The organism is Pseudarthrobacter sp. fls2-241-R2A-127, from assembly GCF_030209355.1.
In the GTDB taxonomy this organism is placed as follows: domain Bacteria; phylum Actinomycetota; class Actinomycetes; order Actinomycetales; family Micrococcaceae; genus Arthrobacter.
The window spans coordinates 366,707-381,917 of sequence record NZ_JARVSF010000008.1 but is presented as its reverse complement, the minus strand read 5'-3'; the positions used below and the strand labels follow the sequence as shown (position 1 = coordinate 381,917).

Genomic DNA, 15,211 nt, shown 5'->3' with positions numbered 1-15,211 from the left:
GATGCCGCCCCGCGGCGTGCGCCCTCTGCCCTGCCCGGCAGCCAACCCAACCTAGGAACCCATGCCTGTCCCTGCACATCCCGTTTCCCGTGTCCTTCCCCCGCTGGACCGGGAATTGTCACCCTTCACCGGGCTCACCCGCGACCACTGGTGCGCCTATGCAGACCACCTGCTGCGCTCTGCGCACAGATTCGCCACCGATGACCACGCCAACCTGTTCCTTCCGGGCGCCACCAGCGCCTACGGCCGGCGAAGCGACTCGCTCGAAGCGTTCGCCCGGACCTTCCTGCTCGCGTCCTTCCGGATCGCCGGAGACCCGCAGGGCACCGGCTGGCTCGCGGACTGGTACGCACAGGGGCTCGACGCCGGCACCGACCCTGCCAACCCCGACCGCTGGCCCACGCCGGCGGAGCTGGACCAGGCCAAGGTGGAGGCCGCGTCGCTGGCGGTGGGGCTGGCCCTGACCCGCGACGTGCTCTGGGACACGTTGCCGGGCCGGGTCCAGGAACAGCTGATCGCCTGGTTCGAGGCGGTCATTGGCGAACCGTACCCGCCGATCAACTGGGTCTGGTTCCAAATCGTGGTGGAGGTGTTCCTTGCCGGCGTTGGCGGCAGATCCTCGAATGCGGACATTGACGCCGGGCTGGCCGTCCACGACTCGCTGCACCGCGGCCACGGCTGGTTCGCCGACGGACCGGAACGCGCGTACGACCACTACGTGGGCTGGGCCTTCCAAGTGTATCCGCAGTTACTGCAGCTTATGGCGCCAGGGGATCCCCGGGTGCAGGCACGGGCAGCGCTGGACGGCGGCCGGCTGGCGGACTTCCTGGACGACGCCGTCCACCTCGTGGGGGCCGACGGTGCGCCACTGGTCCAGGGCCGCAGCCTGATCTACCGCTTTGCGGCGGCGGCCCCGTTCTGGAGTGGCCAACTGCTGGGCCATACCCGCTTGAGCCCCGGGGTTTCGCGGCGTGCGGCGTCCGGCGTCCTGGCGTACTTCATGGGCCGCGGGGCCACGAACGACGACGGCCTGCTCACTATTGGCTTCCACGGCGAGTTCCCGGGCATGAAGCAGTCCTACTCCGGACCCGGCTCCCCTTACTGGGCAGCCAAAGGGATGCTGGGCCTGGCCCTTCCCGCGGAACACCCCGTGTGGACCGCCGTCGAGGAGCCGCTGCCGGTGGAGACCGGTGATACCCGGCTGTTCATCGCCGCCCCGGGCTGGCAGGTGGACGGCACCGCGGCGGACGGCGTGGTCCGGGTCCGCAACCATGGAACCGACCACGCGAACCCCGGAATCCGGGTGGCCGACTCGCCGCTGTACGCCCGCCTGGGCTACTCCACGGCCACCTTCCCGGACCTGGAGTCCGAGTCCCTCGACAACTCAGTGGTGTTCGCCGATGCCGGAGGGCGGCTGACGCACCGCACCGGGTTTGAGTTCCTGGGCCAGTTCCATGCCGGCGGGGTACAAGTGGGGGCCTCCCGTGCGGCAACGCACTGGATCGCCATCGATCCCGACGGCGGTCCGGACCACGGCAGCGGAGCTGCCGGGACCGCCACGCCAGGTCCGGAGGTGACCGTGGTATCTGTGACGCGCGGCGCCGTCGAACTGCGCCTGGTGCGTGTGCGTGGTGCGTCCGGCGCGGGCGCGCGGCTGCGGATTGGCGGATGGCCGGTGCCCGCCGGGTCTACGCTCAGCAGCGTGGTCCTTCCCGTGAGCTGGGGACAGGACCTTGACGACGCAGGGACATGGCTGTCGGCCACACCGCACCCGGTGGGGGAGCACATAGCCGTTCCGTGGGCCGGTACCGCCGGTGCGGCAGTTGACGGCGACTACGCGGCCGTCGTCGGACTGGGCGGGAACGGACTCACGGCGGAACTGTACGCCGCCGGGTTCCGTGCGGATGGCCTGTTCGTGTTCGCCGACGGCACCTCCGTGGATCCGTCCGCCGTGTGGGGGCAGCTCCGGTCGAAGTCCGCCTGACCGTGATCGTCCGGTGCCGGCCACAGGGGCCGGCCGCACCTCAGGTCGTTGCGGCGCCTTCGGCCGGATGTGCCGCCGGGGGCGCGGCGTCCTGCTCAGGTGACGCCTCCGGCGCCGGCGTCGCCGCGGCCGGGGCGGGCTTGATGTTCTGGTTCACGTGGAAGAAGTTGTCGGGATCGTACTTGGCCTTGAGACGGGCAAGCCGGGCATAGTTCGATCCGAGGGTGTCCTCGATCCTGGACTGGTCGTCGGCGTCCTGGAAATTGAGGTAGCCACCGGGCTCGGAGAACTCGTGCAGCGCGGCCCAGTACTCCCGGACCCATTCGATGTTCCGCTCGTTCTCGGAGGAATCGGGCCACTGCGCTGCGATGACCGGGGCGAAGTCAACATTGCGGTACGCGAATGCGGTGGCTTCCGGCGCCACCCGCTGGACCGCTCCGTCGATCGGATAGAAATGGTTGGCGGAGTGAACGCTGGGAATACCTGGGGCATAGTGGACGGCGGTGCGCAGCGCTTCGTCGCTGAGGGTCCGCAGGAAGTCGGCCTTCCAGTAGCCCTGCAGCCCTGGCACGCCGCTGAGTCCGTCAAACATGATGTTCAGCGCAGGGTAGGGCATGGGCGCGAAGAAGCTGCCCAGAACCGTGCCGGCATCGAGCATCGGCTGCCAGTGTGCCGGTCCGGCGTCAAGGTCGCCCGTCCACATGCCGGCGATCACGGCCACCGGCTTCCCGTGCCATTCTTCGGGAAGGAACGGAACCGGCGGGCCCTGGTGGAACCCCAGGAACGCACCCATTTCGTCGGGTTCGGCGGCAATCCACTCCCGGTAGGCAGCACCCACCGTGGCCCCGGCCAAGGCATCGAAAAACATGATCCCCACGTGCACCATATCCACCGGGTGCAGCCGGAACTCCATCGACGTGACCACGCCAAAATTGCCGCTTCCGCCCCGCAACGCCCAGAAAAGGTCTACGTTCTCCGCATCGCTGGCCGTGACGAAGGTACCGTCGGCAAGGACGACATCTGCTGAAACAAGGTTGTCGCAGCTCAGCCCGTACTTCCGGGACAGGTAGCCGATTCCGCCGCCGAGAGTCAGGCCCGCAACGCCGGTCGAACCGATGATCCCGCCCGTGCTTGCCAGCCCGAATGCGTGCGTGGCGTGGTTGTAGTCTGCCCACGTGGCGCCGGGCTCCACCCGGGCCAGCCGTGCCGCAGGATCCACGCGCACGCCCCGGCGGGCCGAGAAATCAAGGACCAGGCCGCCGTCGACCGTTCCGAACCCCGGTGCGCTGTGGCCGCCGCCGCGCACGGCAACCTCAATTCCGAGCCCCCTGGCGAACCGGACGGCCGCCAGGACGTCCGCCACCTGCGAGACCCGCAACACTGCTGCGGGACGGCGGCTGATCATGCCGTTGTAGACGAGGCGCGCGGCCTCATACTCGGCGTCGTCCTCTTCGATGACCTGCCCGCGGACCTGTTCGCGGAGCACGTCGAAACGTTCGCTACCCATCACAACTCCAGATATTTAGTGTCGAAGACCAGGGGCAGCCGGCTCCATACAGGGCCCAGCGGGGGCCAGCACGATGATTCTTTCGGTATACGCCTGGCCCCCGGCAGGGTCAAGGGAGCGCCGGCAGCCGCCCGGACCGGTCCGCACCCTGGGGGCCGTTGGACCCTGTCCTGCCCGCCGCCACGCCCTCTACGGTGAAATCGCACACGTCAACGAAACGCGCAAGGGGATCACATGACCCGGATATCAGTCGTCACCGGCGCCGCCTCCGGCATCGGCAAGGCAACCAAGGAACTGCTGGAGCAGCGGAACAGCCGCGTCATAGGCGTGGACATCCACGGCGCCGACGTGACCGCCGACCTCTCCACGCCCGAAGGACGGTCAGCACTGGTGCAGGGAGTCCGGGACCTGGCGGGGCAGGTTGACGCCGTGTTTGCGGTGGCTGGCCTGGCCACCCCCACGCCTGCCACCGTCGCCGTGAACTTCTTCGGCACCATCGCCACCCTCGATGGCCTGCGCCCGCTCCTGGCCGGATCCCCGGCGCCGCGGGCCGTGCTGGTTTCCTCGATGGCTGCGCTGATGCCCAGCGACCCCGAATTGGTTTCCCTGCTCACCGCAGGGGATGAAGAAGCGGCCCTTGCCCGCGCCGGTGTACTGGCCAAGGAACCCGAAACCACCGGAGGACTTATCTACGGCTCCACCAAGCTGGCGCTCTCGCGGTGGGTGCGGAGGCAGGCACCCACGGCGACATGGGCCGGAGCAGGCATTCCCCTCAACGCCGTCGCTCCCGGCGTCATCGCCACCCCCATGACGGCCGGCCTGATCGAAACCGCCCAGGGCCGCGAAGCCCTGCTCAAGATGGTGCCGATGCCGTTGAACGGCATCGCCGAACCGATCGCCGTCGCCCGCCTGCTGGCCTGGCTCGGCGGCGAGGAGAACACCCACCTGTGCGGGCAAGTGGTCTACATCGATGGCGGCAGCGACGCCGTCCTGCGCGGCGACTCCGTTTGGTGACCCCGCCGCCGTCCGTGCTGCCCGGCGTTCCTGTCTGAGTCACGGAGCCGGCTGAGCCAAGGACCCGACAGATCCACGGCCCCGGCGCGGGAACGGCGCAGCGCCCGTGCCGTGGCTATATCGTGGTGCCTATGCGAAGGTGCGACGATGGCTGATGGACTGACGACCGGCACCTTGGAGTGCCTTTACACGGGATCGGTCTGGGCCGAGGGGCCCCTGTGGGTGCCATCCTCTCAGACCGTTCGCTGGAGCGATATCCCCAACAACCGCATCCTGGAATTCCACCCCGGCACCGGCGCGACCCGCGAATACGCGCAAGACGTCGAATTCACCAACGGCCGCACGCTCGACGTCGACGGCAGCGTGGTGCAGTGCAGCCACGGCCGACGCCGGGTGGAGCGGGACAAGGACGGCACCGTGACCGGCCTGGTGGATTCCTTCCAGGGCCACCGGCTGAACTCTCCCAACGACGTGGTTATTGCCCGCGACGGCTCCATCTGGTTTACGGACCCGCCCTATGGCATTCTTCCCGGCACCAGGGAAGGGCACGAAGGGGAACAGGAATACGGAGGCTGCCACGTGTTCCGGTTGGACGCCGCCTCCGGAACCCTGGCTGCCGTGATCACAGACCTCGTCCACCCGAACGGGCTGGCGTTCTCCCCGGATGAGGCACTCTTGTACGTTGCAGACACCGCCGGGCCCGGCTACGGGGTTCCGCTGAGGATCGTTGCCTACGAAGTTCGCGACGCCGTCTGCGGGCCAGGGCGGGTCGTCGTGGAACTGCCCGACGGCCAGGCCGCCGACGGACTCCGGGTGGATGTCGAGGGCAGGATCTGGACCTCCGCGGGCCCCGCCGTCAGGGTCTATTCGCCGTCCTTCGAGCTGTTGGCTTCCATCGACGTCCCGGAAACGGTCTCCAACCTCTGCTTCGGCGGCCCCGACGGCCGGGACCTCTACATCACGGCCACCACAAGCCTGTACCGGATCCGCACCAGCACCCGTGATGCGGCCGGACTGAACGTTCCACCAACCCACCATTGAACGCGAGGACAACCATGCAGTACAGAACCCTGGGCCACAGCGGCGCCGTCGTGACCAACTACGCGCTGGGAACCATGACGTTCGGCGCCGAAGCCACCGAGGAAGACTCGCACGCCATCCTGGACAGCTACTTTAACGCGGGGGGCAACTTTATCGACACCGCAGACGTCTACAGTTCCGGCACCTCGGAGGAGATCATCGGCCGCTGGCTCGCCCAACGGCCGGCGCTGCGTGACACGGCGGTCATCGCCACGAAGGGACGCTTTCCGATGGGAACGGCGCCGAACGACGTCGGAACGTCGCGTCGCCGGCTGACCCGCGCGCTGGATGACTCCCTCCGCCGGCTGGGCGTGGACCAGATCGACCTCTACCAGCTGCATGCCTGGGACCCGATCACGCCCCTGGAAGAAACCCTGCGCTTCCTGGACGACGCCGTGAGCCGCGGAAAAATCGCCTACTACGGCTTCTCCAACTTCCTCGGGTGGCAACTGACCAAGGCCGTCCACACGGCGCGCAGCCAGGGCTGGAACCCGCCCGTGAGCCTGCAGCCGCAGTACAGCCTCCTGGTCCGGGACATCGAATTCGAGATCGTGCCGGCGGCGCTCGATGCGGGGATCGGGCTGCTGCCTTGGTCCCCCTTGGGCGGCGGCTGGTTGTCCGGCAAATACAAACGGGACCAGCGTCCGGCCGGTGCGACCCGCCTAGGGGAGAACCCCGAACGCGGCATGGAGGCGTGGAAAGCGCGCAATGACAACCCCCGCACGTGGACGGTCATTGGCGCCGTCGAAGACATCGCCGCCGGCCACGGGGTAAGCCCGGCCCAGGTGGCCCTGGCCTGGCTGGCGGACCGGCCGGCCGTGACCTCGGTGATCCTGGGAGCTCGGACCACTGAACAGCTCGCCGACAACATGGCTGCCGCCGACCTGCGGCTCAGCGCCGATGAAGTCAGCCGGCTGACCGAGGCCAGCCTGCCGCAGACGGGTGTCTACCCGTACGGGCCGATGGCGCAAGAGCAGCGCAGCCGCAAGATGGAGGGTGGCCGCTAGGAACGGAGCGGCGGCATCTACGCCGGGCGCTTCAGCACATCGGGCAGCTGGTCCACGTAGACCGTCTGCGGCGGTTCGTAGTAGATCACCAGCACTTCCTCGCCCACCGCGAAGCCGCTTGTCTTGTCATAAGGGTAGGCGTGGAAAGCCATGATGCCGCCCAGGTACGGCAGCATGACTTCTCCGATGGTGCCCGGCCCGATGCGGCCGGTCACCCGCCCAATCCTGCCTGTCAGGCTCCGGTCCACCTCTTTGTGCATCGCTGTCCCTATGCGCCGGGAGCCTTGGGCGTACGCTTGCCCTCGTCGCCCTTCCGGAGCGCGGAGGACAGGGCCGGCAGGTAATCACCTACCTGTGCCAGGATCCCGCCCAACATCTGGTTGACCCCTTCGCCGCCGTTCAGCACCGTCATCTGGCCCACATGGGAGAAGGGCTCGGCCGCCGCGGCAATGATCGCGGGCATGTTTTCGGCGAGCTGCTGCGAGATCACGGCGTCCTGGTTGGTTCCCAGCGCCTCGGCCCGCGCCTTGATGCCGTCGGCCTCAGCCAGGGCCTTGGCCTTGATGGCCGAGGCTGCTGCGTCACCCTTGGCCCTGGTGGCAGCAGCCTCGGCTTCACCAGTGACCTTGGTGGCCCCGGCGGCCGCAGCCGCGGCGTTGGCGTTGGCCTGGGCCTGCAACTCGGTTCTGCGGGCATTGGCGGTGGCCTCAAGCTCGGTGCGCCGGGCCAGGGCCTCCGCGGCTGAGATGTCGGCAGCCTTCTGGCCTTCCGCGTCGGTGCGCTTGGCGTAGGCTTTCGCGTCGGCGGGCTTCCGGATGCTGGTCTGCAGCTTCTGCTCTTCCCGGTCCGCCTCCAGCTTGGCAACTTCGGTTTCCTGAACCACCACCTGTTGCCGGGCCGTGGCGTCCGCCAGCGGGCCGGCTTGGGCGGCGTTGGCTTTGGCGCGTTCGGCGTTGGCCTGCGCCACTGACTGCCTGATCGCCGAGACGCTCTGCGCGTCGGCGATCAGCGCGGCAGCCTCCGCCTCCTTCTCGGCGGCCTCGCGGTTGCGGGTGGCCTCGGCAATGCGGGCCTCCATCTTCACTTGCGCGATGTGCGGTTTGGCGATGTTCTGGATGTACCCGGTGGGATCCTGCAGGTCCTTGATCTGCAGCGAATCCACCACCAGGCCCAGCTTCTCCATCTCCACTCCGCTGGCGCTGCGCACCTGCGACGCCAATTTGTCGCGCTCGCGGATGATTTCCTCCATCGTCATGCTGCCAATAATGGAGCGCAGGTGGCCCTCAAATACGTTATAGACCTGGCTTTCCATTTTGGGTTGCTGGCCCAGGAAGCGCCGGGCGGCATTGGCAATAAACGGCGGAGCGTCCCCGATCTTGTATATAACAACGCCCTCCACAATTACCTGGATGCCCTGGGAGGTAACGCAGGACACCTTGAGCTCGGTTTCGTTCAGTGTGAGCGACAGGGGCCGCACCGTCTGGAGGCCGGGCAGCACCAGGGCGCCCTTGCCGGTGACGATCTTGAAATCCATTCCTTCGCGTGTTTCGAGGGTTCCGCGGGTGAGCCCGGAAATGATCAGGGCCTCGTTGGGTTCGGCCACCTTCCACATCAGTTTGGTTGCCACCCAAATAAAGCCGACGGCAACAAGCACCCCCAAAATTGTGGCGATAAGCGGGAAGAATGCGGTGAAGTCCGGCATGACCAGGTCCTTTCGATGCCGCGGAACCGGCATCACGGTAAAACCCCAATAAATACAGCCGTCCATGTGCCGCTGAATTTCCCACTTGCCGTCGGCGCGCCCGGCCAGCTGTTGTAGACAGTCTGATTGGGCCCCGCCCAAGAGTCCAGAGCTGGGCTGATATTTGCCTGCGGCAACGGAAATGGGGAGGCCGACGGCGGGGCCTGGCTTTGGCCGGCGGGCTGCACTGGCCGCCATCGTGCCATGCGGCCGACCTGTTGCGTCCCGGAGGCTATAGATCTATAACAGATGGCATAAAGAGGTGCAGCATGATTCTGGCGCTTGATCTCACCAGCGACATACCGCTCTACCTGCAGCTTCGGGACCGGATTACGGAAGAAATAGCCGAGGGCCGACTGGTGGAGGGCAGTACTCTTCCTGCCACGCGCGCCTTGGCCGCCGATTTCGGGATCAATTTCCACACGGTCAACAAGGCGTATGCCTTGCTGCGCCAACAGGGCCTCATCCGGCTCAACCGCAAGACCGGGGCGGTGGTGGCGGCGGCGCCAGTGGACCCGCTATTCCACGCGGAGTGGTCGGCAAAGGCGCGAACCCTGCTGGCCGAAGCCATCGCCAGGGGAGTCCCCGCGGACGACGTCCTGGACGCCTGCCAGTCCATGCTTGCATCCTTCCAAACCCCGCCCAGCAAGGATTTGCCATGACCCCCGGTATTATCCTGAGTTCCGTTCTCTTGGCGCTGGTGCTCCTCCTGGCGCTGGTGCTGCCGTCCATCACCAGCCCCACGGTCCCTTTCGGCGTGCGGGTGCCGGATGGGCACGTTGGTGATCCGGTGGTGGTGGCCCAGTCCAGGCGCTAGCGGTGGAGGGTGCTGCTCAGCGGAGTACTCACCGCCGTGGCCGGAGCGGGCACCTTCGCCGCCACAGGCGCCACGTTCCTGCTGCCCGTCTCGGTGCTGCTGCTCCTTGGCGCCTGGTACGGCTGCTTCTTCCTTGCCAACCAGGAAATCCGCGCTGCCAAGGCTGCCGGGAACTGGTATGGCGGCCTTCACCAAGGCATCGCCGTCGATACCGGCCTCCGGTCGGACCCGCCCCGGTTTCCCTGGCTGTGGTTGGCCTTCCCGGTCACGGTGACGGTGGCGACCGGGGCGATCGGCGTCGTCGAATATCCTTCGATGCCGGCCCTGCTGGCTGTGCACTACGGAGCCGGCGGCCAGGCCGACCGGCTGGCGCCGAAGTCGTTCGGGACTGCCTTTTCCCTGGTTATTGTCCAGGTCATCGTCACCCTGCTGCTGTCCGTCATCGCAGCGGGCATCCTCCGTGGCCGGGCCGACCTCGACCCCGCGCACCCGCAGGCCTCGGCGCGCTGGCACCGGCAGTACGCCTCGCTCGGGGCACGGGCCCTGCTCGGCCTGGCCGGCATGATCGCGCTGGGGATGATGGGCTCGTCACTGCTGATGTGGACCGGAACCAGGGCGCACTGGGCTGCGGTGGTGGTGGTGGTCCCGGTGCTGGCCGGCGTTGGACTGGCCATGGTTGTCCTCGCCCGGTACAACCGCGAACCCCAAGGGACCGCCCGGGAAACCGGCTTGACCCACCGGGACGATGACAAGTTCTGGCGCGGCGGCCTCCTGTACATCAACCGTGAGGACCACGCGCTCATGGTGCCGCGCCGTTTCGGCCTGGGCTGGACGCTCAACTTCGGCAACCCGCGGGCAGGCATGCTGCTCGCCGGTGTCCTCGCCCTGATCAGCCTGGCGGTCATCCTCCGCTTTGGAGGGTGAACCGCTACCGCGCCAACGCCTAACCGGGGCCAGTGTCAATGACCGGCGGCGGCCGTGAAAGCCTCGACGACAGGCCACAGCACCTCGGCGTGCCGGATATCGCTGTGGGCCCCGGCGAAAGGATTCTGGTCCTGGGAAATCACCGCATTGGCGTCCAGGCAGTAGAAGCCGCCCGCCGTGAACCCGTAGGACTCACCCGGCTGATGCATGGGCACCGTTGTGGCCCCCGCCTGCTGGTAGCCGTCATGGCCCATTCCCTCCCAGCGGTACATGAAGTCGTGGACGTCCTCGTTGTCCTGGCGCTGGAGGAAGCTCGCCGTGGGGTACCAGGTCCCCACCGCGCGGTCGGCTTTGCTGAAGGTGGCGATGAACGGACCATCCACCCGGCCCGTACAGGATGCCAGGAGACCCGACCGGGCGGGATCGGTGGGCAGCGGCGAGGCGAAGCTGAAATGCGAGAAGGCCCCTTGGATGAGGTACACCAGCTTGATGGGGCTGCCAGGGGCGGCAGCTGACGCAGGGAGGCCGGCGAGCGCGTTGGCCACCAGCCGGGCGCCGAAGCTGTGTCCCATCAGGTAGATGCGCGGTGGGCCGGAGGGGCCCGCGAGCGAACCGAGGTAAGGGCCCAATCCCTGGCTGCCAATGACGCCCGCACGGTTCTTCATTTCGTAGTAGCTGAACGCGCGCAGTACCTCCCGCGCCCCTTTCCACAGCATGCCGAACGGGTTCCCGATATCCTGCGCGCTCGACTGTGAAGGGGCGGCCAGCGCAGCGGCGTGGGTCAGGAGCGGCGCTGTGGTGGCTGCCAATGCTGCCTGCAGGTTGGAGTCCTCGGATTCGGGCGGCGGCACGGGGGAACTGACCAGCCCAAGGGCAAGGTGGTGGAAGCGTTCGAGTTCCTGCGGATCCTCCGGTTGCCGGTCCAGCAGGTTTCCGATTGCACCGAGGTCTTGCTCGTTCCGCGGGAACGCCGGGGCCAGGTGCGCCGCCAGTGCTGCCCCGGTGGAGGGTGCTGCCGGTGCGGCGGATGCCTGGTCCTCCGGGAACAGCAGGGAGGGCCAGATGATTCCGACGGCGGCACAGCCTGCCGCCCGCTGTCCCAGCTGGTCAGAGAGATTGCCGAACATCCACTGGTAGAGGCTGCGCGCGGACTCGACGTCGCTGTTCCAGCCGTGGGAGAGGACGAAGATGTCACGGATGCTGCCGTCCGCAACGGCGGCGGCCAGGGAGGCACCGTCTGCCGGGTTGTCCGGCTCGGCGTTGCCATCGGCGGCGAACGCCAGCTCGTAGTAGTCGAGGTTTCCGATGCTGCCGGTCATGGCTGCTCCTGGCTGGTGGGTGGTTAGATCGAGTTCAGGACCCGCATCAGGTCCACCAGGCCACTGCCTTGGAAGAACGGGTGCCGGCCCAGGGAGCTTGCATTCTGCATGAACAGGTCTTTGACCACCTCCGGCTTGCCGATGAATTCCGGCCGTGCCGAGAGGAAGGCCGCGATGGCCCCGGAAACGTGCGGGGCCGCCATCGAGGTTCCGCTGTCCTCCACGTAGCAGGGCATCTGTGCCGCCGCGTCCTTGAAGCCCGGCACCTGGCTCCGGTTCTTCCCGGCTGCCGCCGAGGTGATGCGCTCGCCGGGGGCCACAAGGTCGGGCTTCAGCCGCCCGTCAAGGGTGGGTCCCTTGGAGGAGGTATAGGAGACCCCGAAGACGTGCGGCTGGTCGCGGTGCGTTGAACCCACCGTGATGGCTTTTTCTGCGTTTCCCGGGTCCGTGATGGTGGAGAGCCTGCCATAGAAGTCGCCGTTGTCGTCCCGTGCATCGCCGCCGTTGCCGGCGCTGACCACCACCACGACGCCGGAGCCCACCAGCAGGTCGATCTCCCGGCACAGGGGGCTCTGGCCGGCGGCGAAGTCACCGGGATACCAATCGCAGCCGAGCGATAGGTTCACGCCGTGGATCACCAGGTTGCGGCCATAGGAGTTGACGGCCCTGACGTAGTTCAGGGCGGCGATGACCGCGCTGGACAGGGTGTGCTCCTGGTTGTTCAGGACCTTCAGGCTCACCAGCAACGCCTCCGAGGCCAGGCCGGCCAGGGACCGGCCCGGGTCCAGTTCCCGCTGTGTCCATTCCGGCAGACCATCCGGTGTGGACCGGCTCGTCATGATGACGGCGGCCGGGGGAGCGGAGCCGGCGATGATTCCGGCCACGTGGGTCCCGTGTCCGACGTCGTCCACCAGGGCAGGTGCCGGGTCGTCCGGGACCAGGTCCTTGGCCGAGCGGACGGATCCTGCGTCCGGTGACGCCGCCGTCGTGCCGGCATCCGGACCGGTGACCAGAACCGTGAAGTCGCGGTGGAGATCCGCAACCCGCGGGTCGTGCAGGTTGTCCGCTTTTCCCGTGGGGCCGGGGAGGAAATGCGGGTGCGTGCCGTCGATGCCCGAGTCGATGACGGCCCACACACAACCGCGGCCCGAGGCCCCGAACGTGCGCAGCGCGGCATCGGCCTGTACCGTGGCCGCTGACCTGTCGATGTGCGGGCGGACAATGTAGTCGGGCCACACACGGTAGATGGTGCGCTCCGCAACTCCGTGTGCCGCATCCGCGGCAAGGAGGGTGGTCAGCTCGTCGGGCCGGACCCGGCACTGCAGGTACAGGGTGGAGACCTGCAGCGGCGGGGCGGGCGGATCCTCAGCCGACGAAAACGTATCGTTGAAGAGCGTGGCAAACCGGGCCCCCGCGGATGTGGCAAGCGTCCCGTGGCCCACCTGCAGTTCCACGAGGACCGCCTCCCGCTCATTGGCGTCCGTGTGGACCAGGAGGTCGTGCCCGCGCTGCTCCGAGTGGTTGCGGGGCCTCAGCAGTGAGCTCACCAAACGCGTCATGCCATTCTCCGGTCTCACTGAAGTGCTGCCACCAATTATGGGCAGCGGCGCCCGCATGTCAATACGTCGCGGGCCGCCCTAACATGAGGTGTGGGCTCCAAATACCGCATCGTGAGGCGGGCGGCGCTCGCGGTGGCCCTCGCCGTCTCCGGCTGCACCTACACCGACGACTCCCCTCCGCCCGGACGCTTTCCGCCTGCCTTGGATCCCATGGTGCAGCAGATCGAGCTCTTCCTGGACCAGGGAGCCGTCTCGGCGGTGGTCCAGGTCCGCTGGCCGGGCGGCGAATGGTCGCAGGCCTTTGGCGTGAGGGGCCTCGACTCCCTGGACCCGGCGCAGCCAACGGACAGGGTGGAGGTTGCCGGTGTCACCCAGGCCATGACCGCCGTCGCGGTGCTCCAGCTCGTCGATGACCACCTCATCGGCCTCGATGACCAGGTAACCCAGGCCGTCCCGGAACTGGCGGGAATGCTGCGGCCGCCCGGACCCCTCACCGTGCGCCAGCTGCTCAGCCACACCTCCGGGATGCCGGACGCCGCCGCGGCCCTGCCCCGCGACGTGGATTTTCGCCCCGCCCTGTCGCGCAGCCTGACCCTGGAGCAGCAGGTACAGGCCGCCGGGACGCTGCCTTGGCCGGCCTCCGACGTCGGACTGTTCAAATACTCCACCACGGACTACGTTGCACTGGGCCTCTTGGTGCAGGCCCTGCGCCACAAACCGTTCGCCCAGGTCATGCGGGAGCAGGTGTTCACCCGGCTGGGGCTTAAGGACACAACCCTGGACCGGCCGGACCCCGGTGCACCCAACCTGCTCCACGGGTACGTCACCCTCTACGGCGAGCGCATCGACACCACTGGCGACGCGTCGGTCGCCGGCTCCCCGGCGTCCGGGGTGGTGTCAACGGTGGCGGACCTTAACACGTTCATGGCCGCCCTCCTTCAGGGCCGCGCCGTTTCTTCTTCCTCACTGCGGCAGATGAAGACCAGCCCCGGCTTTGGCCGGTTCGGGTTGGGACTCTGGCGCTTCGCGGACCAGTGTTCCCCTGCCATGCGCCAGGAAGGCAAGGGCTCGTTCAGGGAGTTCCAGACGGTCGCCGTCAGCAGCGACGACGGGCGGTACCAGGCGGCGATGACCGTCACGGCGCCACCCATGCCCGGCGAGGTTGAAGATCCCGCCAGCACCGGCCGGCGGGACCTGCTCAACGGCCAGATCGAGTCCACCCTCAACGAGGCGCTGGACAGGCTCTGCCAGCCTGCACGTTGAGGACAAACGCGCCGGTCAGCCGCGCATTACGCCGCCTCCGGGGCCTGTCCGGATGGTCCCGGCGGATCTACACTGAAGCATCCCGCGGCACGCTGCGGCCGGGGAAGGCTTGCGGGCATCAGAGGATCAACTACATAGCTGGAAGGGCGGACCATGGGAAACGCGTCGCAGGGAGCTAACCGGGCGGTTTCAGACGCGGCTTCGGCCAGCCGCAGCCCGGCGTTGCGCATTCTGGCCCGTGCCGGCTTCGTGTTCATTGGGCTGGTGCACGTGCTGATCGGCGCCATCGCCCTGCAGGTCAACAGCGGAAAAGGCGGCGAAGCGGACCAGTCCGGGGCGATCGGATCCCTTGCCTCAAAACCCGGCGGCGTCGTCCTGCTCTGGGCTGGGGCTGTTGCCTGCGCCGCCCTGGCGCTGTGGATGGTCGGTGAGGCTGTCTTCGGCGCCCGCGCCGGGGCCGACTCGAAGAAGAAACTGAAGGAGGCCGCCTCCGCTGCAGGAAAAGCCGTGGTGTTCGGATTTATGGCCTTCACGTTCGCAGTGTTCGCCACGGGCGGTTCCAAGAGTTCCAGCCAGTCGGCCAGTGACTTCACCGCCAAACTCATGGCTGCCCCGGCTGGAGTGGTGCTGCTGATCGCCGTCGGCCTGGCGATCATCGGGGCCGGTGCCTATTACACCTACACAGGCTTCACCCGAAAGTTCATGGACGACCTGCAGGACCCCGGCAGTGCCCGTACCGCTGTCCAGTGGATAGGCACCGTCGGCTACATCGCCAAGGGAGTGATCCTCGCCGTCGTCGGCGTACTGATCATCGTGGCCGCCGCTACTGCCGATCCTTCCAAGTCCTCGGGCCTGGACGGGGGCCTGAAGGCTCTTGGCTCACAACCGTACGGTGCGTTCCTGCTCGCAGCCATCGCCGCGGGCCTCATCTGTTACGGCGTGTACTCCATGGCGCGGGCCCGGTACGGCAAGTTCTAGGGCACGGCCTGTCAGCCG

General features: G+C 67.7%; 14 protein-coding genes. 9 read left to right on the top strand and 5 right to left on the bottom strand.

The features are described 5' to 3' along the window. The first annotated feature begins 61 nt into the window (after nt 1-61). Complete coding sequence (locus QRN53_RS06365; protein ID WP_285243164.1) at nt 62-1,984, top strand: DUF2264 domain-containing protein; 1,923 nt, start codon at nt 62-64, stop codon at nt 1,982-1,984. 40 nt (nt 1,985-2,024) lie between these two features. Here QRN53_RS06365 and QRN53_RS06360 read toward each other — a convergent pair whose 3' ends face one another. Next, nucleotides 2,025-3,491: an FAD-binding oxidoreductase gene (locus tag QRN53_RS06360; protein ID WP_285243163.1), complete on the bottom strand. Its 1,467-nt coding sequence runs from the start codon at nt 3,489-3,491 to the stop codon at nt 2,025-2,027. Nucleotides 3,492-3,725: 234 nt separating this feature from the next. Between QRN53_RS06360 and QRN53_RS06355 the strand changes: the two genes are divergently transcribed. The 3 genes from QRN53_RS06355 to QRN53_RS06345 all read left to right on the top strand — a co-directional run bounded on the left by QRN53_RS06355 (nt 3,726) and on the right by QRN53_RS06345 (nt 6,592). Then, entirely contained in the window at nt 3,726-4,505 is a 780-nt protein-coding gene (locus QRN53_RS06355) for an SDR family oxidoreductase (RefSeq protein WP_285243162.1), read from the top strand. Nucleotides 4,506-4,652: 147 nt separating this feature from the next. Beyond that, on the top strand, nt 4,653-5,546 hold the full coding sequence (locus QRN53_RS06350) for an SMP-30/gluconolactonase/LRE family protein (RefSeq protein WP_285243161.1): 894 nt from the start codon (nt 4,653-4,655) through the stop codon (nt 5,544-5,546). Between the two features lie 14 nt (nt 5,547-5,560). Then, a complete protein-coding gene (locus tag QRN53_RS06345) occupies nt 5,561-6,592 on the top strand; it encodes an aldo/keto reductase (protein ID WP_285243160.1) in 1,032 nt (343 codons plus the stop codon). Between the two features lie 17 nt (nt 6,593-6,609). Here QRN53_RS06345 and QRN53_RS06340 read toward each other — a convergent pair whose 3' ends face one another. Both QRN53_RS06340 and QRN53_RS06335 read right to left on the bottom strand, forming a co-directional pair. Next, entirely contained in the window at nt 6,610-6,807 is a 198-nt protein-coding gene (locus QRN53_RS06340; protein ID WP_502934821.1) for an NfeD C-terminal domain-containing protein, read from the bottom strand. A gap of 53 nt (nt 6,808-6,860) precedes the next feature. Continuing rightward, nucleotides 6,861-8,294, bottom strand: a complete 1,434-nt coding sequence (locus tag QRN53_RS06335) for a flotillin family protein (RefSeq protein WP_285243158.1) — start codon at nt 8,292-8,294, stop codon at nt 6,861-6,863. Nucleotides 8,295-8,602: 308 nt separating this feature from the next. On the opposite strand from QRN53_RS06335, the gene QRN53_RS06330 reads away from it, so the two are divergent. From QRN53_RS06330 to QRN53_RS06320, 3 genes are read left to right on the top strand one after another with little or no spacing between them, the layout of a single operon-like run. Continuing rightward, a complete protein-coding gene (locus tag QRN53_RS06330) occupies nt 8,603-8,995 on the top strand; it encodes a GntR family transcriptional regulator (protein ID WP_285243157.1) in 393 nt (130 codons plus the stop codon). Next, on the top strand, nt 8,992-9,150 hold the full coding sequence (locus QRN53_RS06325; protein ID WP_285243156.1) for a hypothetical protein: 159 nt from the start codon (nt 8,992-8,994) through the stop codon (nt 9,148-9,150). Before QRN53_RS06330 ends, QRN53_RS06325 begins: the two co-directional genes overlap by 4 nt. Before the next feature lie 9 nt (nt 9,151-9,159). Further along, nucleotides 9,160-10,074, top strand: coding sequence for a DUF1648 domain-containing protein (locus QRN53_RS06320; protein WP_285243155.1), 915 nt, complete (start codon nt 9,160-9,162; stop codon nt 10,072-10,074). Between the two features lie 35 nt (nt 10,075-10,109). Here QRN53_RS06320 and QRN53_RS06315 read toward each other — a convergent pair whose 3' ends face one another. Further along, nucleotides 10,110-11,393: a serine/threonine protein kinase gene (locus tag QRN53_RS06315; protein WP_285243154.1), complete on the bottom strand. Its 1,284-nt coding sequence runs from the start codon at nt 11,391-11,393 to the stop codon at nt 10,110-10,112. Between the two features lie 23 nt (nt 11,394-11,416). Beyond that, on the bottom strand, nt 11,417-12,952 hold the full coding sequence (locus QRN53_RS06310; RefSeq protein WP_285243153.1) for a S8 family serine peptidase: 1,536 nt from the start codon (nt 12,950-12,952) through the stop codon (nt 11,417-11,419). Between the two features lie 90 nt (nt 12,953-13,042). Here QRN53_RS06310 and QRN53_RS06305 point away from each other — a divergent pair, with 90 nt between their 5' ends. Together QRN53_RS06305 and QRN53_RS06300 are read left to right on the top strand one after the other, a co-directional pair. Next, nucleotides 13,043-14,215: a serine hydrolase domain-containing protein gene (locus tag QRN53_RS06305; RefSeq protein WP_285243152.1), complete on the top strand. Its 1,173-nt coding sequence runs from the start codon at nt 13,043-13,045 to the stop codon at nt 14,213-14,215. Nucleotides 14,216-14,368: 153 nt separating this feature from the next. Then, nucleotides 14,369-15,193: a DUF1206 domain-containing protein gene (locus QRN53_RS06300; protein WP_285243151.1), complete on the top strand. Its 825-nt coding sequence runs from the start codon at nt 14,369-14,371 to the stop codon at nt 15,191-15,193. The last annotated feature ends 18 nt before the right edge of the window (nt 15,194-15,211 follow it).

What these genes read in the sequence shown, in the direction of transcription:
- QRN53_RS06365 (WP_285243164.1), top strand. Translation starts at nt 62, where the DNA reads ATGCCTGTCCCTGCACATCCCGTTTCCCGTGTCCTTCCCCCGCTGGAC.
- QRN53_RS06360 (WP_285243163.1), bottom strand. Translation starts at nt 3,491, where the DNA reads ATGGGTAGCGAACGTTTCGACGTGCTCCGCGAACAGGTCCGCGGGCAG.
- QRN53_RS06355 (WP_285243162.1), top strand. Translation starts at nt 3,726, where the DNA reads ATGACCCGGATATCAGTCGTCACCGGCGCCGCCTCCGGCATCGGCAAG.
- QRN53_RS06350 (WP_285243161.1), top strand. Translation starts at nt 4,653, where the DNA reads ATGGCTGATGGACTGACGACCGGCACCTTGGAGTGCCTTTACACGGGA.
- QRN53_RS06345 (WP_285243160.1), top strand. Translation starts at nt 5,561, where the DNA reads ATGCAGTACAGAACCCTGGGCCACAGCGGCGCCGTCGTGACCAACTAC.
- QRN53_RS06335 (WP_285243158.1), bottom strand. Translation starts at nt 8,294, where the DNA reads ATGCCGGACTTCACCGCATTCTTCCCGCTTATCGCCACAATTTTGGGG.
- QRN53_RS06330 (WP_285243157.1), top strand. Translation starts at nt 8,603, where the DNA reads ATGATTCTGGCGCTTGATCTCACCAGCGACATACCGCTCTACCTGCAG.
- QRN53_RS06325 (WP_285243156.1), top strand. Translation starts at nt 8,992, where the DNA reads ATGACCCCCGGTATTATCCTGAGTTCCGTTCTCTTGGCGCTGGTGCTC.
- QRN53_RS06315 (WP_285243154.1), bottom strand. Translation starts at nt 11,393, where the DNA reads ATGACCGGCAGCATCGGAAACCTCGACTACTACGAGCTGGCGTTCGCC.
- QRN53_RS06310 (WP_285243153.1), bottom strand. Translation starts at nt 12,952, where the DNA reads ATGACGCGTTTGGTGAGCTCACTGCTGAGGCCCCGCAACCACTCGGAG.
- QRN53_RS06300 (WP_285243151.1), top strand. Translation starts at nt 14,369, where the DNA reads ATGGGAAACGCGTCGCAGGGAGCTAACCGGGCGGTTTCAGACGCGGCT.